The organism is Pseudomonas sp. CAU 1711 (genome assembly GCF_039888625.1).
Lineage (GTDB): Bacteria > Pseudomonadota > Gammaproteobacteria > Pseudomonadales > Pseudomonadaceae > Aquipseudomonas.
In genome coordinates, this window is the sequence record NZ_JBDQQT010000002.1 from 69221 (window position 1) to 91184 (window position 21964).

Here is a 21964-nt window from a genome sequence, read left to right on the forward strand (position 1 = left end):
GCGCCTGCGGCGAACCTCGCCGGGCGCACGGATTGTTCTTGTTCTCGCACGCGGGGCGGCACCGGCCGGCGCGCCCCTCGACAGCCGCGGAATCAGATCGGGTAGTGGCGCGGCCCGTTCTGCACCGTCACCCAGCGCAACTGGGTGAAGTGATCGATCGAGGCGCGGCTGCCGAAGCTGCCGTAGCCGCTGGACTTCACCCCGCCGAAGGGCATCTGCGCCTCGTCGTGCACGGTCGGCCCGTTGATATGGCAGATGCCCGATTCGAGCCGCTGCGCCAGCGCCAGGGCCCGCGACACATCGCGGCTGAAGATCGCCGCCGACAGGCCGAACTCGGAATCGTTGGCCAGGCGCAGCAGCGCCTCGTCACCCTCGCCGCGCAGCACCACGGCCACCGGGCCGAAGGACTCCTCGCGATACAGGCGCATGTCCGCCGTGACCTCATCGAGCAGCACCGGCTGCATGATGCTGCCCTGCACGCCGCCACCGGCGACCAGGCAGGCGCCCTTGGCCACGGCGTCGTCGACGAGCGCCTGGATGCGCTGGCCGGCGGCCGCATCGATCAGCGAACCCAGTACCGCCTCATCGTCCGCGGGACTGCCGGCGCGCAACTTGGCGACCCGGAACGCCAGCTTGAGCACGAAGGCATCGGCCACCTTGGCATCGACGATCAGCCGTTCGGTGGACATGCAGATCTGCCCCTGGTTGAAGTAGGCTCCGAACACCGCCGCATCCACTGCCGCGTCCAGGTCGGCGTCGTCCAGCACCAGCAGCGGCGCCTTGCCGCCCAGTTCCAGCAGCGCCGGTTTCAGATGGCGTGCCGACAGCTCGCCAACGATGCGCCCGACATGGGTGGAACCGGTGAAGTTGACCCGCCGCACCGCCGGATTGGCGATCAGCCGCTCGACGATGGCCGGCGCGTCTTCCGGCGCGTTGCTGATGACATTGACCACGCCCTCGCCCAGCCCGGCCTCGTGCAGCACCTGGCCGATCAGCCGGTGGGTGGTCGGGCTCAGCTCGGAGGCCTTGAGCACCACCGTATTGCCGCAGGCCAGCGGCATGGCCAGGGCGCGCACGCCGAGGATCACCGGAGCGTTCCACGGCGCGATGCCCAACACCACGCCGCACGGCTGGCGCAGCCCCATGGCGAAGCTGCCGGGCACATTGGACGGGATGACCTCGCCGAGAATCTGCGTGGTCATCGCCGCCGCCTCGCGCAGCATGCCGGCCGCCAGCTGCACGTTGAAGCCGTACCAGTTGGCCGCCGCGCCAGTCTCACTGGCCACGGCCATGAACTCGGGCGCACGGGCCTCCATCAGTTCGGCGGCCTTCGACAGGCGCGCCCGGCGCTCGCCGGGTGGCAGCGCGGCCCAGGCGGGAAACGCCGCCTGCGCGGCCGCCACGGCGGCATCGGCATCTTCCAGGGTGGCGGCGGCCACTCGCGCCAGCACCTCGCCGGTCAGCGGGCTGCGGCGTTCGAAGGTACGGCCATTGGCGGCCGGGCGCGCCTGGCCGGCGATCAGCAGGGACACATCGTTCATGGGCAATCTCTAGTTCGGCAGAGGGTGGAAGCAGGCTCAGCGCTTGTAGGCTTCGAGGCCCGGCTTGATGCTCTTGTCGTCGAGGAACTGCTTCATGCCCTGCTCGCGGCCGCCTTCCGGATCGAGCAGGCGTGACTGGTCGAGCTTGGCGTACAGGTAGTCCTCGTTCTGCTCCCAGGTCAGCTCGCGGCAGCGCTTGAAGCCGATCTTGGCCGCGCGCAGCACCACCGGATTCTTCTCCAGCAGGTTCTCGGCCAGCTCGCGGGTGGTCTCGCGCAGCTGCGCCAGCGGCACGCTCTGGTTGACCAGGCCCATGGCGGCAGCCTTCTGCCCGCCGAAGGTCTTGCCGGTCATGATGTAGTACAGCGCCTCGCGGTGGCCGCAGGTGTCGGCCATGGCCTTGCTCACCAGGTTGCCCGGCGGAATGCCCCAGTTGATTTCCGACAGGCCGAAGGTCGCCTCGTCGGCGCAGATGGCCAGGTCGCAGGCCACCAGCGGGCTGAAGCCGCCACCGAAGCACCAGCCGTTGACCATGGCGATGGTCGGCTTGGCGTACATGCGCAGCAGCTTCCACTGCCATTGCGAGGCCTCGCGGCGAATCTTCTCCTGGAGGATCTCGGGACCTGCGTCGATTTCGCGGAAGTATTCCTTGAGGTCCATGCCGGCGGTCCAGGACTCGCCGGCACCGGTCAGCACCAGCACGCGCGCCTCGGCGTTCTGCTCCAGGGTCTCCAGCACCTCGACCATCTCGCGGTTGAGCGTCGGGCTCATGGCGTTGCGCTTCTCCGGGCGATTGAGGGTCACCCAGGCGATGCCCGACTCCAGTTCGACCTTCACCGTCTGCCAGCGGCCTGCATAGCTGCTCATGTCACACACCTTTTGTTCTGTTTGGGTGGTGCAAAGCTATGCCGGCAAATTAGTTATGTCAATTAACTATTTCTCGGAGAACAAACCGACATTAGCTCCACGAGCATCTGAAAAAAATGCATGAGACAGCTCACTTGCTGGGCATCAAATATGAAAATCATTAAAATGATTAACAAATTCCAGAAACGGAGCGCTCCATGCCGCGCAAGCCCAAGGACTCACCCGCCCCTCTCGCTCAGGAGCCCCTCGATAGCGCGCTCGACAACCTGGTCGGCTACGTGATGCGCCGCGCGCAGATGAAGCTCATGCAGCACCTGACCACCCGCCTGGAAGCCCATGACATTCGCCCGGCCCAGTTCACCGCGCTGAGCATCATCGAGCAGTCACCCGGGCTGATGCAGGCCGACCTGGCCAAGGCCCTGGCCATCGAGCCGCCCCAGGCCGTGCTGATGATCAACAAGCTGGAAAGCCGAGGGCTGGCCATGCGCGTGCGCAGCAATCCGGACAAGCGCTCCTACGGCCTGTTCCTCAGCAAGGCCGGTGAACAGCTGTTGAAACAGCTCAAGGAGGTCGCGGCGCAGAGCGATCTCGACAGCACCGCGGCGCTGAGCGACGCCGAGCGGGAGCAGCTGCTGGGCCTGCTGCACAAGCTGTATCGCGGGTAACCATGGCTCCGCGGCCAGCCACAGGCCGCCGCGCTAGAACAGCTCTACGCCAATTCGCCTGACCAGGAAGGCGAACAGGACAAACGAGGCCGCCGAGAGGGTTACGGACGCCAGCAGCGTCGGCCAGAAACCGATGCGCGGCAACAGGTAGGGGAAGGCGAGGAACATCGGCAGGGTCGGCAGCACATACCAGAAGGTGTACCAGGCGTGGTTGGCGATCTTGCCCTGGGCCTGCCCCTCGACATGCAGCCAGATCAGGGCCAGCACCGTCACCAATGGCAGGGCCGCGATCAGCGCCCCCAGCTTGTCGCTGCGCTTGGCGACCTCGGAGACCAGCACCACGACGGCCGCCGTTATCAGGTACTTGGTGATCAGCCACGCCATCGATGCCCCGACCGTCGTTCGACACATTCTCGACAGTCTAGCCGGCCAAAAAGCAAAAGCCCCCGAAACTCAATGAATTTCAGGGGCTTAGGCTTTGGATATGGCGGGAAGATAGGGATTTGAACCCTAGGTGCCATTGCTGACACAACGGATTTCGAATCCGTCCCGTTCGACCACTCCGGCATCTTCCCAAAGCGGTGCGCATGATACCAGCAGCTGGCCGTTAGTCCAGCGATTTTTCTTTGCGATCAGGCGCTTGCGCCGCGCGCATGAAAAAGGGAGCCGCGACTCCCCTTCTCATGGCCATCGCGAGCCTCACTGAGTCAGCCGGGTCAGCGCCTCGCGGTATTTGTCGGCGGTCTTCTGCGCCACCTCGGCCGGCACGGCCGGGGCCGGCGGCTGCTTGTTCCAGCCGGTGGACTCCAGCCAGTCGCGCACGAACTGCTTGTCGAAGCTCGGCGGGTTGCTGCCCTCGGCGTAGCTGTCGGCCGGCCAGAAGCGGCTGGAGTCGGGAGTCAGCGCCTCGTCCATCAGGGTCAGGGTGCCGTCCTCGTCCAGGCCGAACTCGAACTTGGTATCGGCGATGATGATGCCGCGGGTCGCCGCGTACTCCACCGCCGCGCTGTACAGGGCGATGGCGGTGTCGCGCACCTGGGCCGCCAGCTCGGCGCCGATGATCGCCTCGCACTGCTCGAAGCTGATGTTCTCGTCGTGATCGCCGACGGCGGCCTTGGTCGAGGGGGTGAAGATAGGTTGCGGCAGCTTGGCCGCTTCGCGCAGCCCGGCCGGCAGCTGGATGCCGCAGACGGTGCCGCTCTTCTGGTATTCCTTCCAGCCGGAGCCGACGATGTAGCCGCGCACTATGGCCTCCACGGCGACCGGCTTGAGGCGCTTGGCGACCACGGCGCGGCCCGCCACCAGCGGCAGCTCGGCGGCCGCCACCACGTCCTCGACCTTGTCGCCGGTGAAGTGGTTGGGCACCAGGTGCTTGAGCTTGTCGAACCAGAAGTTGGAGATGGCGGTGAGGATCTTGCCCTTCTCCGGGATCGGCTCGTCGAGTATCACGTCGAAGGCCGACAGGCGGTCGCTGGCGACCATCAGCATGCGCTTGTCGTCGATCTCGTAGAGGTCGCGAACCTTGCCGGAGTAGAGCTTCTTCAGGCTCAGGGTGGTGGGTGTGGTCATGTCGAATTTCCGCCTGGTTGAAACGAAACAGGCGAAACCCGGGGGTTTCGCCTATCCATGCGCTGCGCGGCCGGCCGCAGCCGGCCAGGGTCAGCCGAGGTTTTCCTGGATCAGGGTCAGCACGCGACGGGATACCTCCTCCGGCGCCACGGTGTTGATGTCCTTCTCCACGCTGACCTGCACTTCGCCGTTGGCGCCGCTGGTCAGGCGAACCTGATAGCGCTCGGCGCGGGCGTCGATCTCTTCCTTGCTCGGCTCGCCGCCGAACAGGCCGCTGAGGAAGCCCTTCTCCTCTTCCGGCTTCTTCGCGCCCTCGGCCAGGTTGACGTAGTACACGCCGAGGCTGCGGTTGATGTCGTCGATGCGCACGTCGGCCAGTTCCAGGGCGCGGCCGACGCTGGACCAGGCGCGGTCGAAGTCGGTGCTGAGGTTGAGCACCGGGTTGCCGGCGCCGTCCTGGGTCAGGCTGACACGGCTCGGCGCGTCGAAGTTGCGCGCGGCCAGCAGGGACACCGAGCCGTGCTCGGCGGAGCTGCTCAGGTCGTCGAGCATGCCGTCGAGCAGCGAGGCTTCCAGGCTGGCGATGCCGGTGCGGGCCGGGAAGGCCACATCGGCGCTGCTGCCCTCTTCGCGCTCGACGCTGGCGACGAACACTTCGCTGGTGCCGCGCACCACGCCGGGCTCGATGCGCACGCGCACTCGCACCTGGCTGTCGTCGTCGGACAGCAGGCTGCCGACGCGACGGCTCATGGAGGGGGCCAGCTCGGCGGGCGTCTGCCACTCGGTGACGAACTCGCCGGTCTGCGGGCGCTCCTCGGCGACGCGGAAGCCGTTGTTCTCGAAATAGGAGCGTGCCACCGGCCAGACTTCGGCCGGCGTGCGCTGGGCCACCAGCCAGCGCGAGTCGCCGCTCTTCTGCAGGCTGAACTCGCTGGCCTGGCCACTCACGCCGACCGGCTGCGGGCGCGGCACCTCGAACTCCTGGGGCGTGGCGGTGCTGGTGGCGACATGCGCCGGCACCGGCAGCAGGGGGTCGATGCGCTTGGCGTCGACATTCGCCGGCATCTGCATGGGCGCGGTCTGCCGTGCCTCCAGGTAGTCGGTGGAACGGTCACGGAAATAGCCTTCGTCGCCCCACAGCCAGCCGCAGCCACTGGTGCTGGAGATGATCAGGGCGAGAGTGGACAGACCAGCCAGTCGCTTCATGCGTAATGCTTCCTCGGTTAAGCCAGGACGCCGGACTGGCGCATGGCCTGCCGCAGCGGTTCGTGACAGCGCGGGCTGAGCCAGGTCAGCGGCAGGCGAATGCCGTCCTGCATCAGGCCCATCTCGTGCAGAGCCCACTTCACCGGAATCGGGTTGGACTCGATGAACAGATTCTTGTGCAGCGGCATCAGGCGCTCGTTGATCGCCCGGGCGGTGGCGGCATCGCCACGCATGGCGGCGGCGCAGAGTTCGGCCATGGCGCGCGGGGCGACGTTGGCGGTCACCGAGATATTGCCCTTGCCGCCCATCAGCATCAGCTCGACGGCGGTGGCGTCGTCGCCGGAGTAGACCAGGAAGTCGGCGCTCACGCGGTCGAGGATTTCCTGGCCGCGCTGCAGGTCGCCGGTGGCTTCCTTGATGCCGATGATGTTGGCGATCTTGGACAGGCGCTCGACGGTCTCCGGCAGCATGTCGCAGACGGTGCGGCCCGGCACGTTGTAAAGGATCTGCGGGATGGCCACCGCCTCGGCGATATGGCGAAAGTGCTGGTACAGGCCTTCCTGGGTCGGCTTGTTGTAGTAGGGGGTGACCAGCAGGCAGGCGTCGGCGCCGACGCTCTTGGCGTTCTCGGTCAGCTCCACCGCCTCGCGGGTGCTGTTGGCACCGGTACCGGCGATCACCGGAATACGCCCGGCGACCTGATCGACCACGCGACGGATGACTTCGACGTGCTCACCCACATCCAGGGTGGCGGATTCGCCGGTGGTGCCGACCGCAACGATGGCGTTGGTGCCTTCCTGCAGGTGGAAGTCGACCAGTTTGCTCAGGCCATCCCAGTCCAGACCGCCTTGTGCGTCCATGGGGGTGACCAGTGCCACCATGCTGCCCGAAATCATGCAACCGCTCCTGCCGGAAAAAGAGAGCCGTAATGGTACTGACGGCTCAGGTGTTGCACAACAGCCGCGGCATTCCCCTGAGCGGCGCTTTTCGCTACCCTTCTCCCTTTGTTCGGCGCCGCCTTCGCGCCGCCCCTCAGTTTCAGGAAAGCTGCATGTCCACCCCTCCGGTTCGCGAACAATTCCTTGTCATCAGCGCCCTCGGCGCCAACCCCATGGAGCTCACCAGCGTGCTCTGCCGGGCCAGCCAGGAAAGCCGCTGCGGCGTGGTCAGCAGCCGCCTCACCCGCCACGGCGAATACAGCGCGCTGATCCTGCAGATCAGCGGCAGCTGGGATGCCCTGGCCCGCCTGGAAAGCACCCTGCCGGCGCTGGCCAAGCGCCATGACTTCAGCGTCAACACGGTGCGCAGCGGTGCCCTCGACGTGCGCCCCAACGCCCTGCCCTACGTGGCCTACGTCAGCTGCGCCTACCGCCCGGACATCCTCAACGAGCTGTGCCAGTTCTTCAGCGACCACCGCGTGGAGCTGGAGAACATCACCTGCGACACCTACCAGGCGCCGCAGACCGGCGGCACCCTGCTCAACGCCACGCTGACCGTGACCCTGCCGCCGGGCACCCAGATCAGCTGGCTGCGCGACCAGTTCCTCGACTTCGCCGACGCGCTGAACCTGGATGCGCTGATCGAGCCCTGGCGCCCGCAGAACCCCTAAGGAGCCCGCGATGACCGTCGCCCTCGACCAACAGGTTGCCGACTTCACCGCCGCCGCCACCAGCGGCCAGCAGGTTTCCCTGAGCGCGCTCAGGGGCAAGCAGGTGGTGATCTACTTCTATCCCAAGGACAGCACCCCGGGCTGCACCACCGAGGGCCAGGGCTTCCGCGACCAGTACCCGGCCTTCCAGGCGGCCAATACCCTGGTGTTCGGCGTGTCGCGCGACGGCCTGAAGTCCCATGAGAACTTCAAGTGCAAGCAGGAATTCCCCTTCGAGCTGATCAGCGACAAGGACGAGGCGCTGTGCCAGCTGTTCGACGTGATCAAGCCGAAGAAGCTCTACGGCAAGGAGTACCTGGGCATCGACCGCAGCACTTTCCTGATCGACGCCCAGGGCGTGCTGCGCCAGGAGTGGCGCGGGGTGAAGGTGCCGGGGCATGTCGATGCCGTGCTGGCCGCGGCGCAGGCCCTGCACAAGGGCTGAGCCGGGCAGACGAAAAAAAGGCCGCGACTGCGGTAATGCTGTTCACTTAGCGGCATCACGGCCACGGCCGGATTTTTCTTGGTTCAGGTCTGCGGCTGTTGTTCTCCCTCTCCCGGCGGGAGAGGGGAGCACTTAGGACACCTTTTACCGGGAGAATATCCAAGCTAGGGCATTGCGCAGTGTGCCCTCAGGCAGACACAAGCCAGAAAAACGCCGTGACTCTGTAAAGAGGTCGCGGCGTTTTCTTAAGTGAACAGCATTACGCGACTGCGGCCTTTTTGCTGCGAAGGGAATTCAGGCCTTCTTCAGCCAATAGCGAAACACCCCGCCCTCTTCCTCCTCGCGCAACAGCTGGTGCCCGGCCAGACGGGCGAAGGCGCGGAAGTCGCGCTGCGAACCGGCATCGGTGGCGGTCACCTTGAGCACCGCGCCGCTGGCCAGGCGGTTGAGCTCGAGCTTGGCCTTGAGCAGCGGCAGCGGGCAGCTGAGGCCACTGGCATCCAGTTCGGCGTCGCAGGCGGGAATATCGGTCATGGGCATCTCCTCGAAGGCGGCCAAGGATACCGCACAAGCCTGGCCAGCGCCCGGCCCGGCCGGCTAGAGTAGCGGCTTCGCCCAAGCCTGAGCCTCGTGCATGAAATTCCTGCGCCCCACCCTGCTCGCCCTCGCCTGCCTCGCCCCACATGTCGGCGCCAGCGACCTGCCTTCGCTGGGCGACGCCAGCTCCTCGATCTTCTCGCCCGAACAGGAACACCGCCTCGGCCGCGCCTGGCTGAGCATACTGCGCGGGCAGATCGACCAGCTGTCCGACCCGCAGCTCAAGGACTACGTGGAGACCAGCGTCTACCGCCTGGCCGAGACCAGCCAGCTGGAAGACAAGCGCCTGGAGTTCGTCCTGCTCAACAGCCCGCAGATCAACGCCTTCGCCGCCCCCGGCGGCATAGTCGGGGTCAACGGCGGCCTGCTGCTGCACGCCCGCACCGAGGCCGAGTACGCCTCGGTGATGGCCCACGAACTGGCGCACCTGTCGCAGCGCCACTTCGCCCGCGGCGTCGAGGCGCGGCAGCGCATGCAGGTGCCGGTGATGGCGGCCATGCTGGCCGGCATAGTGGCCGCCGCGGCCGGCGCCGGCGATGCCGGCATGGCCACCATCATGGGCGCCCAGGCCGCGGCCATCCAGGAACAACGGCGCTTCTCCCGACAGAACGAGCAGGAGGCCGACCGCATCGGCCTGCTCAACCTCGAACGCGCCGGCTACGATCCGCGCGCCATGCCGAGCATGTTCGAACGCCTGATGCGCCAGTACCGCTACGACTCCAGGCCGCCGGAGTTCCTCCTCACCCACCCGGTGACCGAATCGCGCGTGGCCGACACCCGCAACCGCGCCGAGCAGTATCCGCCCAAGGGCCGGGAAGACAGCCTGCACTACCAGCTGATGCGCGCCCGCCTGCAACTGCTGTTCGAGGAGACCCCGGGCATGGCCGCCAAGCGCTTCCGCGCCATGCTCGACGGCAACCCGAACCTGGACGCCGCCCATTACGGCCTGGCCCTGGCCCAGATCAAGGCCGGCCGCCTCGACGAGGCGCGCAAGGAGCTCGACCTGCTGCTGGGCAAGACGCCCGACGACCTCAGCTACAACCTGGCCATGATCGAGCTGGACAGCAACGCCAACCGCCTGGCCGCCGCCGACCAGCGCCTGCAGCGCATGCGCGGCCTGTACCCCAACAGCTATCCGCTGGAACAGGCGCGCATCGACCTGCTGCTCAAGCAGAACCGCGCCAAGGAAGCCGAACAGGCCCTGGACGAACTGCTCAAGCAGCGCGGCAAGGACCCGGACATCTGGTACCAGGTGGCCGAGGTGCGCGGCCTGACCGGCAACATCATCGCCCTGCACCAGGCCCGCGCCGAGTTCTTCGCCCTGGTCGGCGACTACGACCAGGCCCTGGAGCAGCTCGACCTGGCCAAGCGCCGCGCCAGCAGCAACTTCCCGCTGGCCTCGCGCATCGACGCCCGCCAGCAGGAGCTCATGCAGGAGAAACGCGACCTGGACAAGATGATGCGCTGAGCCTGTCGACGGGCAATAAAAAACCGATGCCGGTTACCGGCATCGGCTTTTTCATGCGCCCCGCCCGACCGCGCGGGGCGTTGAAGCCTGTCAGGCCGTGGCGGCCAGCTTCTTCAGCTCCTGATCGCGCAGCTCGCGACGCAGGATCTTGCCGACGTTGGTGGTCGGCAGGCTGTCGCGGAACTCGACGAAGCGCGGCACCTTGTAGCCGGTGAGGTTGGCGCGCATGTGCTCCATCACCTGCTCCTTGGACAGGCTGGCGCCCGGCTTGACCACCACGAAGACCTTGATCGCCTCGCCCGACTTCTCGTCCGGCACGCCGATGGCGGCGCACTGCAGCACGTCCGGCAGGGTAGCCAGCACGTCTTCCAGCTCGTTCGGGTAAACGTTGAAGCCGGACACCAGAATCATGTCCTTCTTACGGTCGACGATGCGCAGGTAGCCGTCGTCCTGGATCACCGCGACGTCGCCGGTACGCAGCCAGCCATCTTTGAGGATCTCGTCGGTGGCCTCCTGGCGCTGCCAGTAGCCTTTCATCACCTGCGGTCCCTTGACGCACAACTCGCCACGCTCGCCGAGCGGCAGGTCGTTGCCGTCGTCGTCGATCACCTTGCACAGGGTCGAGGGCAGCGGGATGCCGATGGTGCCGATCTGGATGTTCTGGTAGGGGTTCACGGTGGCCACCGGGCTGGTCTCGGTCATGCCGTAGCCCTCGCAGATCGGGCAGCCGGTGACTTCCTTCCAACGCTCGGCGGTGGCCAGTTGCAGGGCCATGCCACCGGACAGGGTCAGCTTCAGGCTGGACAGGTCCAGCTTGCGGAAGTCCTCGTTGTTGCACAGGGCGACGAACAGGGTGTTGAGGCCGACGAAGGTGGTGAACTTCCACTTGGCCAGCTCGGCCACGGTGCCCGGCAGGTCGCGCGGGTTGGTGATGAGGATGTTGTGGTTGCCGGTCAGCATCATCGCCATGCAATGGAAGGTGAAGGCGTAGATGTGGTACAGCGGCAGCGGGCAGATCACCACCTCGCAACCCTCGCCGAGGTTGGCCCCCATCAAGGCCTTGGACTGCAGCATGTTGGCCACCAGGTTGCGATGGGTCAGCATGGCGCCCTTGGCCACCCCGGTGGTGCCACCGGTGTACTGCAGCACGGCGATATCGTCGTTGCTCGGACTGGCCTCCGTGAAGGACCTGCCGCGCCCCATGGCCAGGGCCTTGTTGAGCTTGACGGCCTGCGGCAGGTTGAACGCCGGGACCATCTTCTTCACGTGCTTGACCACGGTGTTGACCAACAGGCGCTTGAGCGGCGGCAGCAGGTCGCCCACCTCGGTGACCACGACGTGCTTGACGCCGGTCTTGGGCAGCACTTCCTCGGCCAGGTGGGCCATGTTGGCCAGGCAGACCAGGGCCTTGGCACCGGAGTCGTTGAACTGGTGTTCCATCTCCCGCGCGGTGTATAGCGGGTTGGTGTTGACCACTATCATGCCGGCGCGCATGGCACCGAATACCACCACGGGGTATTGCAGGACATTGGGCAACTGCACGGCGATGCGGTCGCCGGGCTTGAGGTCGGTGTGATTCTGCAGATAGGCGGCGAAGATGCCGGAGAGTTCGTACAGCTCGCCATAGGTCAGGGTCTTGCCCATGTTGCTGAAGGCAGGCTTGTCGGCGAAGCGTTGGCAGGACTCTTTCAGTACGGCCTGGATATTGGGGTACTGGTCGGGATCGATCTCGGCAGCGACTCCGACAGGGTATTTGTCCTTCCAGAAGTTATCGGTCATGGAAGCCTACTCCTGTGCAACAGCTGATCTACACCGCGCGTGGGCGGTTGTTTGTTGTGATGATTGCGCCTGGATGCGCGGCGGGGCCTGGCGCAAGGCGGTGCCGAGAGTAGCAGCTTTGCCGGAGAGCGCCTAGCACCAAAGGGGGCCCAGGCGGTCAGAAAAGTGACCGATCAGTAACGACCGGTCACTTCCTGATACGGCGGGCAGAATGCCCGAAAAACAAGGCTTCAGGCGATATCACGCAGCTCGCGGCGGAGAATCTTGCCGACCGGCGTCATCGGCAGGGCATCCTTCAGCACGATGTGCTTGGGTACCTTGTAGCCGGTGAAATTCTCCTTGCAGTAGGCCTTGATCTCCTCGACCGTGACGCCACCCTCGCGCGCCACCACGAACAGCTTGACCGCCTCGCCGGACTTCTCGTCCGGCACGCCGATGGCCGCGCAGCTGGCCACCTTGGGGTGGGCCATGACCACTTCCTCGATCTCGTTGGGGTACACGTTGAAGCCGGAGACGATGATCATGTCCTTCTTGCGGTCGACGATGCGCACATAACCGTCCGGGTCGATCACGGCGATATCGCCGGTCTTGAACCAGCCCTCCTCGTCCAGCACCTCGGCGGTGGCCTCGGGGCGCTGCCAGTAGCCCTTCATCACCTGCGGGCCCTTGATGCACAGCTCGCCGCGCTCGCCCAACGGCTGCTCGACGCCGTTATCGTCGATCACCTTGAGCGCGGTGCCGGCCATGGGAATACCCACAGTGCCCAGGCGTGCCAACCGGCCATAGAAGTTGCCGGTGGCCACCGGCGAGGTCTCGGTCAGGCCGTAGCCCTCGACGATGCTGCAGCCGGTCATCTGCTGCCAGCGCTCGGCGGTGGCCTTGACCAGCGCGGTGCCGCCGGAATTGGTGACCTTCAACCGGGAGAAGTCGAGGCTCTTGAACTCCGGATGATCCATCAGCGCGACGAACAGGGTGTTCAACCCGGCCAGCGCGGAGAAGCGCCACTTCTTCAACTCCTTGACGAAGCCGGGGATGTCACGCGGGTTGGTGATCAGCACGTTGTGGTTGCCGCTGACCAGCATGCATAGGCAATTAATGGTGAAGGCATAGATGTGATAGAGCGGCAGCGGCGCGATCATCACCTCGCCGCCCTCCTTCATCAGCGGCTGGCCGTCGTCGCCGGCCTGCTGCAGGCAGTTGTAGACCTGCTGCATGTTGGCCACCAGGTTGCCGTGGGTGAGCATGGCACCCTTGGCCACCCCGGTGGTGCCGCCGGTGTACTGCAGCACGGCGATGTCGTCCAGGCTCAGCTTGGCCGGCTGGAAGGCATGGCCACGGCCCTCGCGCAGCACCTGTTTGAAGGGCAGCGCCTGGGGCAGCTGATAGTCCGGCACCATCTTCTTCAGGTGCTTGACCGCGGCATTGACCAGCAGGCCCTTGAGCGGCGGCAGCATGTCGCCCAGGCGCGCCTCGATCAGGTACTCGATCTGGGTGTCGGGCAGCACTTCCTGCACCGACTTGCCGAAGGTGTTGAGGTACACCAGGGCACGCGCGCCGGAGTCGTTGAACTGGTGGCGCATCTCGCGCACGGTGTACAGCGGATTGGTGTTGACCACGATCAGCCCGGCGCGCATGGCGCCAAACACGGCGATGGGGTATTGCAGCACATTGGGCATCTGCACGGCGATGCGCTCGCCGGGCTTGAGGTCGGTGTTCTTCTGCAGCCAGGCGGCGAAGGCCGCGGAGTGACGCTCCAACTCGGCGTAGGTCAGGTTGACGCCGAGGTTGGTGAAGGCCGGGCGATCGGCGAACTTCTTGCAGGAGCGCTCGAAGACCTCGACCACCGAGCGGTACTGGTTGAAGTCGAGGTGATTGGCGACGCCGGCCGGGCGCTTGTCGTCCCAGAAATCAGGTTGCATTGTTGTCATTCTCCTTGACCTGAGTGTGCGGGCCGGGCACCTGCGAGCACGCCCGGGTTGTGCCGGAACTTAGCAGCTCGGTCGTCGCAGGCATATACCGGGGGGCGCTCATTGACCGCGTGAATCTTTGCCATGCTTTTCGGCGATTCGACGCCGCCTGGACTATAGCTAGGGTCTGCCCTCGCTCCGTTCGCGCGCCGCGAATGGGACGCCAGCAGCCACCGAAGTGCACCTGACAGTTGACGGACCATGCCCCGACGCCTCTATCCCATACTCCTCGCCCTGTACTGCCTGACGCCGATGGCCGCGCCGCGACTGGCCACCCTGGAGTACCCGCCCTACAGCACAGAGACGATGCCGGGTGGCGGCAGCATAGTCGAGCTGACCGAGCGGGCCTTCGCCACCCAGGGCCACCGCCCGCGCATCGACTTCCTGCCCTGGGCGCGGGTACGCGCCGAGCTGCGCCAGGGCACCTACCAGGGCGCCCTGGCACTGTGGCCGCAGGAAATAGTGGAGGAAAAGCTGATCGCCTCGCGGCCGCTGTTCTACAGCCAACTCGGCCTGTTCGCGCGGCGCGGCGACCCGGTGCGCTTCCGCAGCCTGGACGATCTGCGCGGCCGCCGCATCGGCATAGTGCGCGGCTACGGTTACCCGCTGCGCATACTCAAGTCCGGCATAGTGGCCGAGGAAGCGGTGGACGATATCAGCAACCTGCGCAAGCTGAAGGCCGGTCGCTTCGACCTGGTGCTGCTGGAGCGCATCGTCGGCGAATACCTGATCGCCGGCGACTCCAGGCTACGCGGACGTCTGGCATGGCAGGAGCCAGCCCTGGAGCGCATTCCCCTGGTGGTCGGCTTCGTGCCGCCGCGCCCGGGCGAGCACGACTGGGCCGCGGTGTTCGAGCGCGGCCTACGCGAACTGCATGCCCGCGGCGAGTACATGCGCATCCTGCGGCGCTACCAACCACGCTAACGACCCTTTGCGTGGCCGGCCTGGGCATGCACAATGCCGGCTCCTTCTGGGCACAAGGACCCGCCATGCAGCACGAAGCACTCTGGATCGACGCCAGCGACGGCAGCCAACTGTTCGTCCACCGCTGGCACAACGCGGTGGCACCGCGCGCCGCGCTGATGATCGCCCACGGCATGGCCGAACACGGCGCCCGCTATGCACGCCTGGCCGAGGCGCTGGTGGCGGACGGCATCGAGGTCTACGCCCTCGACCAGCGCGGCCACGGCCGCACCGCCGAGCGCGGGCTGCTCGGCCACTACGCCGACGCGAACGGCTGGAGCAAGGTGGTCGGCGACCTGGCCTCGCTCAATCACCTTATTCGCCGCCAGCATCCGCAGGCGCCGATCTTCCTGCTCGCTCACAGCATGGGCAGCTATATCGGCCAGGCCTATCTGATGCAGCACAGCTGCAGCCTACAGGGCGCCATCCTGTCCGGCTCCAACTACCAGTCGCCGGCCCTGTACAAGGCGGCCGAGCTGGTCGCCCGCTTCGAGCGCTGGCGCCTGGGCCCGAGCGGACGCAGCAAGCTGATCGACTTCCTCTCCTTCGGTTCCTTCAACAAGGCCTTCAAGCCCAACCGCACCGCCTTCGACTGGCTCAGCCGCGACCCGGCCGAGGTGGACAAGTACGTCAACGACCCGCTGTGCGGCTTCGTCTGCACCACCCAGCTGTGGTGCGACCTGACCCAGGGCCTGCAACAGATCAGCCCGCTGCACAACCTGGCGCAGATCGACAGCGAGCTGCCGCTGCTGGTGATCGGCGGCGAGCGGGATCCGGTCAGCCAGGGCAAGCGCCTGGCCGACCTGGCCGCGGCCCTGCGCGGCGCCGGGCTCAAGGACGTCGAACTGAAGCTCTATCCCGAGGCCCGTCACGAGCTGCTCAACGAGAGCAACCGCGACGAGGTCACCACCCACCTGCGTGGCTGGCTGCAGCGGGCCCTGGCCCGCGGCCGCCGCGCCCCAGCACTCAGGAGTCCCCATGAGCCAGCTCACCAATATCCCCTATGACAAGCTGGAAGTCGGCCAGCAGGCCAGCCTCGACAGGAAGGTCGAGGAACGCGATGTGCAGCTGTTCGCCGCCGTTTCCGGCGACAACAATCCGGTGCACCTGGACGCCGACTTCGCCGCCGAAACGCTGTTCAAGGAGCGCATCGCCCACGGCATGTTCAGCGGCGCCCTGATCAGCGCCGCCATCGCCTGCCGCCTGCCGGGCCCGGGCACCATCTACCTGAGCCAGCAACTCAAGTTCAGCCGCCCGGTGAAGCTCGGCGACACCCTCACGGTGAAACTGGAAGTGCTGGAGAAACTGCCCAAGGGCCGCGTGCGCCTGGCCACCCGCGTGTTCAACCAGAACCACGAGCAGGTGGTGGACGGCGAGGCCGAGGTGCTGGCCCCGCGCACCGAGCAGACCCTGAACATGCCGGAGATGCCCAAGGTCAGCGTGGGCTGAGTCCGGCCAACGCTCACCCGCCACAACGCCGCGCCCGCTGCTCTTGCGGGCACGGCGTTTTTCTATGCACGCACCGATGCGTGCGCGCCAGCCCGGATGCAATCCGCGAGCGGACTCACCCGCCGCGCCCCGCACCACGCCCGTGATGCCGCTCACTTAGCACGCACAGGCTCAGCCCCCTCTCCCTAGTCCTCTCTCCCTAGTCCTCTCTCCAGCGGGCGAGGAGACCGATCGCCCCCTTCCTATGTGAACGGCAGTGCGCAGCACGCCCGCACTGCTTTCCGGGACAAACGGCGCTTGCAATTAATTAATTGATTATTTAATTTTAAATCCATGAACACACCTCGCAAACCGCCACGCGCCCCCGGGCGCCCCGCCGCCGACGCCACGGTGCAGCGCGAGCTGCTGCTGAACACGGCCGTCGATCTGTTCTCCCACCAGGGCATCCAGGCCACCAGCCTGCGCGCCATCGCCGAGCGCGCCGGCGTCACCCCGGCCCTGCTCAACTACTACTTCGGCGGCAAGGACGGCCTGGTCGATGCACTGGTCGAGGAGCGCTTCCTGCCGTTGCTGATGCGCACCGCCGAGGGTCTGCAGAAGGCCGGCGACGACCCGCAGGAGCTGGCCGGCGCCTTCGTCCGCGAGATGAGCCGCAATGTCGCCGAACAGCCCTGGCTGCCTGGGCTGTGGGTGCGCGAGATCCTCTGCGAGGGCGGCCTGCTGCGCGAGCGCCTGATTGGCCGCGCGGGCCCGCTGGTGCCGCTGCTGCTGGCCCAGCGCTTCGCCGCCGCCCAGGCGCGCGGCGCCCTCAACCCGGGGCTCGACCCGCGCCTGCTGGTGGTCTCGCTGATCGGCCTCACCCTCCTGCCCTATGCCGCCGCGCCGATCTGGCGCGGCGTGTTCGCCAACCCGCAGATCGGCGACGACGCGCTGGTCGCCCATACCCTCGCCCTGCTCAAGGGCGGGATGGAGCCCTGAGATGTACCGCCTGCTACTTTCCTGGCTGCTGCTTGCCGGCCTGACCGGCTGCAATTCCGATGGCGAACGACTGCTGGGTACCCTGGAATGGGATCGCATCGCCCTGCCCGCCGAGGCCTCGGAGACCGTGCTCGCCTGGAAGGTGACCGAGGGCGAGCGGGTCGAGGCCGGCCAGTTGCTGCTGGAGCTGGACCCACGGCGCCAGGATGCACGCATCGCCCAGGCCCGCGGCGAGGTGGCGCAGGCCACCGCGCGCCTGGCCGAGCTGAGCAACGGCGCGCGCAGCGAGACCATCGACGCGGCCCGCGCCGACCTGGCGCGCAACCGCGCCGAGCTGACCGATGCCGAGCGCAACTTCCGCCGCATCGCCGCGCTGTACCAACGCAAACAGGTGGCCATCGCCGAACTGGACCGTGCCCGTGCCGCCCGCGACCAGGCCAACGCCGCCACCCGCAGCGCCGAGGCGCAGCTGCGCGAGCTGACCAACGGCACCCGCCCGGAGCGGCTGGAACAGGCCGCCGCCGTGCTGGACGCCGCCCGCGCCAACCTGGCCCGGCTCGAGGTCGACCGCGCACGCCTGAGCCTGCGCGCACCGCGCGCCGGCCTGGTCGATGCCCTGCCGTTCAAGGTCGGCGACCAGCCGCCGGCCGGCGCCGAGCTGGTCAGCCTGCTGGTCGGCGAGGCGCCCTACGCGCGGGTCTTCATCCCCGCCAGCAGCAGGGCCGAAATCGAGGTCGGCGACGCCATGCGGGTGTTCGTCGAGGGCATCGAGCAACCCTTCGCGGCCCGCGTGCGCAGCATCCGCAGCGAGGCCAGCTTCACCCCCTACTACGCCCTCACCGGCGACGACGCCAGCCGCCTGACGTACCGCGCCGAACTGCTGCTGGAAGGCGAGACCGCGCGCCGGCTGCCGGCCGGCCTGCCGCTCTATGCGGAGCGCATCGATGAACGGCAATGAGCTGGTGATCCGCGCCCGCGGCCTGAGCAAGCGCTTCGGCCAGCTCAGCGCAGTCGATCATCTCGACCTCTCGGTGCCGCGCGCCGAGGTGTTCGGTTTCCTCGGCCCCAACGGCTGCGGCAAGTCCACCACCATCCGCATGCTCTGCGGCCTGCTGCTGCCCAGCGAGGGCGAGGTGGAAGTGCTCGGTTACCAGATTCCGCGCGACGCCGAGGCACTGAAGCGGCGCATCGGCTACATGACCCAGAAGTTCTCGCTCTACGAAGACCTCACCGTGCAGGAGAATCTGGAGTTCCTCGCCGCCGTGCAGGGCATCGGCCGCCACGAGACACGCCAGCGCATCGATGAACTACTGCAGCGCTACTGGCTCGCCGACCGCCGCAAGCAGATGGCCGGCACCATGAGCGGCGGGCAGAAGCAGCGCCTGGCGCTGGCCGGCGCCGTGCTGCACAAGCCCGACCTGCTGCTGCTCGACGAACCGACCAGCGCCGTCGACCCGCAGTCGCGCCGCGAATTCTGGGACTCGCTGTTCGAGCTGGCCGAGGCCGGCACCACCCTGCTGGTGTCCACCCACTACATGGACGAGGCCGAGCGCTGCACGCGCCTGGGGATTCTCGATGCCGGCCGGCTGGTCGCCGACGGCAGCCCGCGCGAGCTGATGAACGCCCTGCCCGGCCAGCCACTGCTGATCGAGTGCGCCCAGCCGCGCCAGGCCCAGCGCGCCCTGCAGGGCCACCCGGCGGTGCTGGCCATGGCCCAGATCGGCGCCACCCTGCGCGTGCTCTGCGAAGACCAGGGTGCCCGTGACGAGATCGCGGCCAGCCTGCGCCGCGCCGGCGTCGCGGCCGAACTGCATGAGGGCGAGGCCAACCTCGAGGACGTGTTCGTCGCCGTCACCCGCAAGCCGCTGCAGGCCCGGCCATGAACCTGCGCCGCCTAAGCGCCATCGTCCTCAAGGAGCTGCGCCAGCTGCGCCGCGACAAACTGACCTTCGCCATGATCGCCGGCATTCCCCTGCTGCAACTGGTGCTGTTCGGCTACGCCATCAACATGGACGTGCGCGGCATCGAAACCGCCGTGCTGGACCAGGCGGGCACCGCGCAATCGCGCGAGGTGGTGGCCGAGATCGCCTCCAGCCAGGTGCTCGACATCCGCTACCACCTGGACAGTCCGCAGGACATCGACCACCTGTTGCGCCAGGGCAAGATCAGCGCCGCGCTGGTGGTGCCGCGCGACTTCGAGGCGCGCCTGCAGCGCCGCGACCGCCCGCCGCAGGATCGCCTGCCGCTACAGCTAGTGGTGGACGGCTCCGACCAGAGCGTGCAGGCCTCGGCACGTCAGCTCGCCGCCTACCCCCTGCCCGGCTGGGAGAGTCGCCCGGGCGTGGAGGTGGTCAACTTCTACAACCCCGAGCGCCTGGCGCCGCTCAACACGGTGCCCGGCCTGCTCGGGGTGATCCTGACCATGACCATGGTGATGTTCACCGCCGTGGCCCTGGTGCGCGAGCGTGAACACGGCAATCTGGAGCTGCTGATCGCCACCCCGGTGTCGCCCTGGGAACTGACCATCGGCAAGGTGCTGCCCTTCATCGGCATCGGCCTGATCCAGGTGACGGTGATTCTGCTGGTCGGCCACTGGCTGTTCGCGGTGCCGGTACGCGGTGCGCTGCTCGACCTGTACGGCGCCTCGCTGCTGTTCGTCGTCGCCAGCCTGGCCCTCGGCGTGTTCCTCTCGACCCTGGCCGGCACCCAGTTCCAGGCCATGCAGATGGCCTTCTTCACCTTCCTGCCGCAGATACTGCTGTCCGGCTTCATGTTCCCCTTCGCCGGCATGCCCAAGGCGGCCCAGTGGATCGCCGAGCTGATGCCGCTGACCCACTACCTGCGCCTGTCGCGCGGCATCATGCTGCGCCAGGCCGGCCTGGCCGAGCTGTGGCAGGAGATCGTGGTGCTGCTGCTGTTCTGCGCGGTGCTGCTGAGCCTGGCGGTGGCGCGCATCCACAAGCGCCTGGACTGAGGCCGCGCGCCGCCGGGCTCAGAGCTCGGGAAGGCGCCAGTCGATCGGCGTGAGCCCGCACTGCTGCAGGTACTGGTTGGCGCGACTGAAGTGGCCGTTGCCGAGGAAGCCGCGGTAGGCCGACAGCGGCGACGGATGCGCCGACTTGAGGATCAGATGGCGGGTCGGGTCGATCAGCTTCTGCTTGCTCTGCGCGTGCGCGCCCCAGAGCAGGAACACCAGGTTGCCCGGCCGCGCATTGACCACCTCGATCACCTTGTCGGTGAACGGCTGCCAGCCCTTGTCGGCGTGCGAGCCGGCGCTGGCCTGCTGCACGGTGAGCGAGGTGTTGAGCAGCAGCACGCCCTGCTCGGCCCAGCTCTGCAGGCAGCCATGCGCGGGAATGTCGATGTTCAGGTCGCGCTTGAGTTCCTTGAAGATGTTCACCAGCGAGGGCGGCGCCGGCACCCCGGGCTGCACCGAGAAGCACAGGCCATGGGCCTGGCCCGGGCCGTGATAGGGGTCCTGGCCGATGATCACCACCTTGACCCGCGCAAGCGGCGTGGAGTTGAGCGCATTGAAGATCAGCGGACCCGGCGGATAGATCACCTTGCCGGCGGCCTTCTCGGCGCGCAGGAACTCGCCCAGCGCCTGCATGTAGGGCTTGTCGAATTCCTCGCGCAGGGCCTCCTTCCAGCCCGGTTCGAGTCTGATGCGGTCGTCGGCGCTCATGCGGTGTTCCTGCTGAAAAAACGAAAGCGGCACGCTAGGCAAGCCGTCTGGCGAGGTCAAGCAAAAGCGGTTCAACGTGCCCCATTCTCGTCTTCGGGTGTAGCCTGCTCCAGACTTTGCAAACGCTCGCGCAGCGCCTCCAACCGCAGCATGAGCGACTCGCGCGTGGCGTCCTCGGCCGCCTTCAGCTCGGCCTCCAGCGCCTCGATCTCGGCGCGCAGGCCCTTGCGCTCGATGGACATGCGCTCGGCCTGCTCGGCCTTGTCGAACACCAGCTCCTCGGCGTCCACCTTGTCCGTGGCGCGCACCCGCCCCGGTTCGGGCGGGATCACCTGGGTACCCGCCGGCTGCGGGCGCTGGACCATGTGCGTCGGCGAGAGAATCTCGATCCGTGCGCCGTGCAGCACGTCCAGCACCGCCCGGCACAGGTCGGAGCGGGCGCTGATCAGCCGCCGGCTCTCGTCGAGGAAGCCCGACACGCGGTACTGCACGGAGAAATCGCCGATCTCCAGCACATGCACGAAGGGCTCGTGCAGGCCGCTCTGGGTGGCGGCCTGCAGCAGCAGCGGCTCGATAGTCGCGTGGTGCACGTCGAAGCCCAGCGACAGAGTGGTGAAGACGATGGTGCCGGAGCTCTGCGTGGTGATCACCGGCTGGCTGACCAGCAGGGTATTGGGCAGGGCGATCAGCTCGCGGTTCTCGGTCTGGATCTCGGTGTCGAACAGGCCGCGCTCGGAGACCCGGCCGAAGTGCTCGCCCACGCGGATGAAATCGCCGATGCGGAACGGCCGGGTCATGCGCAGCAGCACCCCGGCCATCAGGTTGGCCAGGATGTTCGAGGAGGAGAAGGCCACCGCCGCCGACACCAGCAGGCCGAGCAGGCCGAGAATCTGGTTGCGCGCCCCCGCCTCGATGGGCAGCACCAGGATCAGGATCACCAGCGCCAGCAGGCTCAGGCCGAGCAGCACCAGTTGGCGCGGGAAGCGCCGCTCGTTGCCCAGGTCCGGGTGGCGCCCCAGCAGCAGCCAGTGGGCGGTGCCCAGCAGCAGCAGGGTCACCAGCAACGTGAGCAGCAGCGGCAGGAAGGAGCGTATGGGGTCGAGCCATTCGAGCATCGCGGACATGAGTCAGGTTCCC

General features: G+C 67.2%; 22 protein-coding genes and 1 tRNA gene. 11 read left to right on the forward strand and 12 right to left on the reverse strand.

Going from position 1 to position 21964, the window contains the following annotated elements; translation table 11 throughout:
• Positions 1-92: 92 nt before the first annotated feature.
• Both AAFN46_RS02370 and AAFN46_RS02375 read right to left on the reverse strand, forming a co-directional pair.
• On the reverse strand, positions 93-1541 hold the full coding sequence (locus AAFN46_RS02370; RefSeq protein WP_347807089.1) for an aldehyde dehydrogenase: 1449 nt from the start codon (positions 1539-1541) through the stop codon (positions 93-95).
• A gap of 36 nt (positions 1542-1577) precedes the next feature.
• Positions 1578-2408 (reverse strand): p-hydroxycinnamoyl CoA hydratase/lyase, encoded by an 831-nt coding sequence (locus tag AAFN46_RS02375; RefSeq protein WP_347807090.1) that lies wholly within the window; start codon positions 2406-2408, stop codon positions 1578-1580.
• Positions 2409-2605: 197 nt separating this feature from the next.
• Here AAFN46_RS02375 and AAFN46_RS02380 point away from each other — a divergent pair, with 197 nt between their 5' ends.
• Positions 2606-3073 carry a MarR family transcriptional regulator gene (locus AAFN46_RS02380; RefSeq protein ID WP_347807091.1) on the forward strand — a complete coding sequence of 156 codons (468 nt, stop codon included), beginning with the start codon at positions 2606-2608 and terminating at the stop codon, positions 3071-3073.
• A gap of 33 nt (positions 3074-3106) precedes the next feature.
• On the opposite strand, the gene AAFN46_RS02385 is transcribed toward AAFN46_RS02380, so the two are convergent.
• The 5 genes from AAFN46_RS02385 to dapA all read right to left on the reverse strand — a co-directional run bounded on the left by AAFN46_RS02385 (position 3107) and on the right by dapA (position 6744).
• Positions 3107-3457, reverse strand: coding sequence for a DUF3147 family protein (locus AAFN46_RS02385; protein WP_347807092.1), 351 nt, complete (start codon positions 3455-3457; stop codon positions 3107-3109).
• Between the two features lie 101 nt (positions 3458-3558).
• A tRNA-Ser gene (locus AAFN46_RS02390) sits at positions 3559-3648 on the reverse strand.
• A gap of 124 nt (positions 3649-3772) precedes the next feature.
• A complete protein-coding gene (locus AAFN46_RS02395; RefSeq protein ID WP_347807093.1) occupies positions 3773-4642 on the reverse strand; it encodes a phosphoribosylaminoimidazolesuccinocarboxamide synthase in 870 nt (289 codons plus the stop codon).
• Between the two features lie 90 nt (positions 4643-4732).
• On the reverse strand, positions 4733-5848 hold the full coding sequence (bamC, locus tag AAFN46_RS02400) for an outer membrane protein assembly factor BamC (protein ID WP_347807094.1): 1116 nt from the start codon (positions 5846-5848) through the stop codon (positions 4733-4735).
• A gap of 17 nt (positions 5849-5865) precedes the next feature.
• Positions 5866-6744 (reverse strand): 4-hydroxy-tetrahydrodipicolinate synthase, encoded by an 879-nt coding sequence (gene dapA / locus AAFN46_RS02405; RefSeq protein WP_347807095.1) that lies wholly within the window; start codon positions 6742-6744, stop codon positions 5866-5868.
• Positions 6745-6899: 155 nt separating this feature from the next.
• On the opposite strand from dapA, the gene AAFN46_RS02410 reads away from it, so the two are divergent.
• Together AAFN46_RS02410 and AAFN46_RS02415 are read left to right on the forward strand one after the other, a co-directional pair.
• Positions 6900-7457 (forward strand): glycine cleavage system protein R, encoded by a 558-nt coding sequence (locus AAFN46_RS02410; protein ID WP_347807096.1) that lies wholly within the window; start codon positions 6900-6902, stop codon positions 7455-7457.
• Between the two features lie 10 nt (positions 7458-7467).
• Positions 7468-7941 (forward strand): peroxiredoxin, encoded by a 474-nt coding sequence (locus tag AAFN46_RS02415; protein WP_347807097.1) that lies wholly within the window; start codon positions 7468-7470, stop codon positions 7939-7941.
• A 294-nt stretch (positions 7942-8235) separates the two neighbouring features.
• On the opposite strand, the gene AAFN46_RS02420 is transcribed toward AAFN46_RS02415, so the two are convergent.
• Complete coding sequence (locus AAFN46_RS02420; protein ID WP_347807098.1) at positions 8236-8475, reverse strand: sulfurtransferase TusA family protein; 240 nt, start codon at positions 8473-8475, stop codon at positions 8236-8238.
• Positions 8476-8575: 100 nt separating this feature from the next.
• Between AAFN46_RS02420 and AAFN46_RS02425 the strand changes: the two genes are divergently transcribed.
• Positions 8576-10006, forward strand: a complete 1431-nt coding sequence (locus tag AAFN46_RS02425) for a M48 family metalloprotease (RefSeq protein WP_347807099.1) — start codon at positions 8576-8578, stop codon at positions 10004-10006.
• A gap of 90 nt (positions 10007-10096) precedes the next feature.
• Here the strand turns inward: AAFN46_RS02425 and fadD1 are convergent, their stop codons facing one another.
• Positions 10097-11785: a long-chain-fatty-acid--CoA ligase FadD1 gene (gene fadD1 / locus AAFN46_RS02430; RefSeq protein WP_347807100.1), complete on the reverse strand. Its 1689-nt coding sequence runs from the start codon at positions 11783-11785 to the stop codon at positions 10097-10099.
• A gap of 230 nt (positions 11786-12015) precedes the next feature.
• Entirely contained in the window at positions 12016-13704 is a 1689-nt protein-coding gene (fadD2, locus tag AAFN46_RS02435) for a long-chain-fatty-acid--CoA ligase FadD2 (protein ID WP_347807101.1), read from the reverse strand.
• Positions 13705-13953: 249 nt separating this feature from the next.
• Here fadD2 and AAFN46_RS02440 point away from each other — a divergent pair, with 249 nt between their 5' ends.
• The 7 genes from AAFN46_RS02440 (at position 13954) to AAFN46_RS02470 (ending at position 20116) form a co-directional block, all read left to right on the forward strand.
• Positions 13954-14676 carry a transporter substrate-binding domain-containing protein gene (locus AAFN46_RS02440; protein ID WP_347807102.1) on the forward strand — a complete coding sequence of 241 codons (723 nt, stop codon included), beginning with the start codon at positions 13954-13956 and terminating at the stop codon, positions 14674-14676.
• Between the two features lie 65 nt (positions 14677-14741).
• Positions 14742-15722, forward strand: coding sequence for a lysophospholipase (locus tag AAFN46_RS02445; RefSeq protein ID WP_347807103.1), 981 nt, complete (start codon positions 14742-14744; stop codon positions 15720-15722).
• A complete protein-coding gene (locus tag AAFN46_RS02450) occupies positions 15694-16164 on the forward strand; it encodes a MaoC family dehydratase (RefSeq protein WP_347807104.1) in 471 nt (156 codons plus the stop codon). Before AAFN46_RS02445 ends, AAFN46_RS02450 begins: the two co-directional genes overlap by 29 nt.
• Positions 16165-16497: 333 nt before the next feature.
• Positions 16498-17142, forward strand: coding sequence for a TetR/AcrR family transcriptional regulator (locus AAFN46_RS02455; protein WP_347807105.1), 645 nt, complete (start codon positions 16498-16500; stop codon positions 17140-17142).
• Between the two features lies 1 nt (position 17143).
• A complete protein-coding gene (locus tag AAFN46_RS02460; RefSeq protein WP_347807106.1) occupies positions 17144-18100 on the forward strand; it encodes an HlyD family efflux transporter periplasmic adaptor subunit in 957 nt (318 codons plus the stop codon).
• Positions 18087-19025 (forward strand): ABC transporter ATP-binding protein, encoded by a 939-nt coding sequence (locus tag AAFN46_RS02465; RefSeq protein WP_347807107.1) that lies wholly within the window; start codon positions 18087-18089, stop codon positions 19023-19025. The genes AAFN46_RS02460 and AAFN46_RS02465 overlap by 14 nt, the downstream gene beginning before the upstream one ends.
• Entirely contained in the window at positions 19022-20116 is a 1095-nt protein-coding gene (locus AAFN46_RS02470) for an ABC transporter permease (RefSeq protein ID WP_347807108.1), read from the forward strand. The genes AAFN46_RS02465 and AAFN46_RS02470 overlap by 4 nt, the downstream gene beginning before the upstream one ends.
• 18 nt (positions 20117-20134) lie before the next feature.
• On the opposite strand, the gene ung is transcribed toward AAFN46_RS02470, so the two are convergent.
• Complete coding sequence (gene ung, locus AAFN46_RS02475; RefSeq protein WP_347807109.1) at positions 20135-20827, reverse strand: uracil-DNA glycosylase; 693 nt, start codon at positions 20825-20827, stop codon at positions 20135-20137.
• Between the two features lie 71 nt (positions 20828-20898).
• The gene (locus AAFN46_RS02480) at positions 20899-21951 is read right to left on the reverse strand and encodes a mechanosensitive ion channel domain-containing protein (protein ID WP_347807110.1); all 1053 of its coding nucleotides are present in this window, start codon (positions 21949-21951) and stop codon (positions 20899-20901) included.
• Positions 21952-21964: the final 13 nt, after the last annotated feature.

Coding starts and splice junctions, on each gene's coding strand:
- AAFN46_RS02415 (WP_347807097.1), top strand. CDS start 7,468: ATGACCGTCGCCCTCGACCAACAGGTTGCCGACTTCACCGCCGCCGCC.
- AAFN46_RS02370 (WP_347807089.1), bottom strand. CDS start 1,541: ATGAACGATGTGTCCCTGCTGATCGCCGGCCAGGCGCGCCCGGCCGCC.
- ung (WP_347807109.1), bottom strand. CDS start 20,827: ATGAGCGCCGACGACCGCATCAGACTCGAACCGGGCTGGAAGGAGGCC.
- bamC (WP_347807094.1), bottom strand. CDS start 5,848: ATGAAGCGACTGGCTGGTCTGTCCACTCTCGCCCTGATCATCTCCAGC.
- AAFN46_RS02450 (WP_347807104.1), top strand. CDS start 15,694: ATGAGCCAGCTCACCAATATCCCCTATGACAAGCTGGAAGTCGGCCAG.
- AAFN46_RS02410 (WP_347807096.1), top strand. CDS start 6,900: ATGTCCACCCCTCCGGTTCGCGAACAATTCCTTGTCATCAGCGCCCTC.
- fadD1 (WP_347807100.1), bottom strand. CDS start 11,785: ATGACCGATAACTTCTGGAAGGACAAATACCCTGTCGGAGTCGCTGCC.
- AAFN46_RS02385 (WP_347807092.1), bottom strand. CDS start 3,457: ATGGCGTGGCTGATCACCAAGTACCTGATAACGGCGGCCGTCGTGGTG.
- fadD2 (WP_347807101.1), bottom strand. CDS start 13,704: ATGCAACCTGATTTCTGGGACGACAAGCGCCCGGCCGGCGTCGCCAAT.
- dapA (WP_347807095.1), bottom strand. CDS start 6,744: ATGATTTCGGGCAGCATGGTGGCACTGGTCACCCCCATGGACGCACAA.
- AAFN46_RS02480 (WP_347807110.1), bottom strand. CDS start 21,951: ATGTCCGCGATGCTCGAATGGCTCGACCCCATACGCTCCTTCCTGCCG.
- AAFN46_RS02375 (WP_347807090.1), bottom strand. CDS start 2,408: ATGAGCAGCTATGCAGGCCGCTGGCAGACGGTGAAGGTCGAACTGGAG.
- AAFN46_RS02380 (WP_347807091.1), top strand. CDS start 2,606: ATGCCGCGCAAGCCCAAGGACTCACCCGCCCCTCTCGCTCAGGAGCCC.
- AAFN46_RS02470 (WP_347807108.1), top strand. CDS start 19,022: ATGAACCTGCGCCGCCTAAGCGCCATCGTCCTCAAGGAGCTGCGCCAG.
- AAFN46_RS02455 (WP_347807105.1), top strand. CDS start 16,498: ATGAACACACCTCGCAAACCGCCACGCGCCCCCGGGCGCCCCGCCGCC.
- AAFN46_RS02425 (WP_347807099.1), top strand. CDS start 8,576: ATGAAATTCCTGCGCCCCACCCTGCTCGCCCTCGCCTGCCTCGCCCCA.
- AAFN46_RS02465 (WP_347807107.1), top strand. CDS start 18,087: ATGAACGGCAATGAGCTGGTGATCCGCGCCCGCGGCCTGAGCAAGCGC.
- AAFN46_RS02395 (WP_347807093.1), bottom strand. CDS start 4,642: ATGACCACACCCACCACCCTGAGCCTGAAGAAGCTCTACTCCGGCAAG.
- AAFN46_RS02445 (WP_347807103.1), top strand. CDS start 14,742: ATGCAGCACGAAGCACTCTGGATCGACGCCAGCGACGGCAGCCAACTG.
- AAFN46_RS02420 (WP_347807098.1), bottom strand. CDS start 8,475: ATGACCGATATTCCCGCCTGCGACGCCGAACTGGATGCCAGTGGCCTC.
- AAFN46_RS02440 (WP_347807102.1), top strand. CDS start 13,954: ATGCCCCGACGCCTCTATCCCATACTCCTCGCCCTGTACTGCCTGACG.
- AAFN46_RS02460 (WP_347807106.1), top strand. CDS start 17,144: ATGTACCGCCTGCTACTTTCCTGGCTGCTGCTTGCCGGCCTGACCGGC.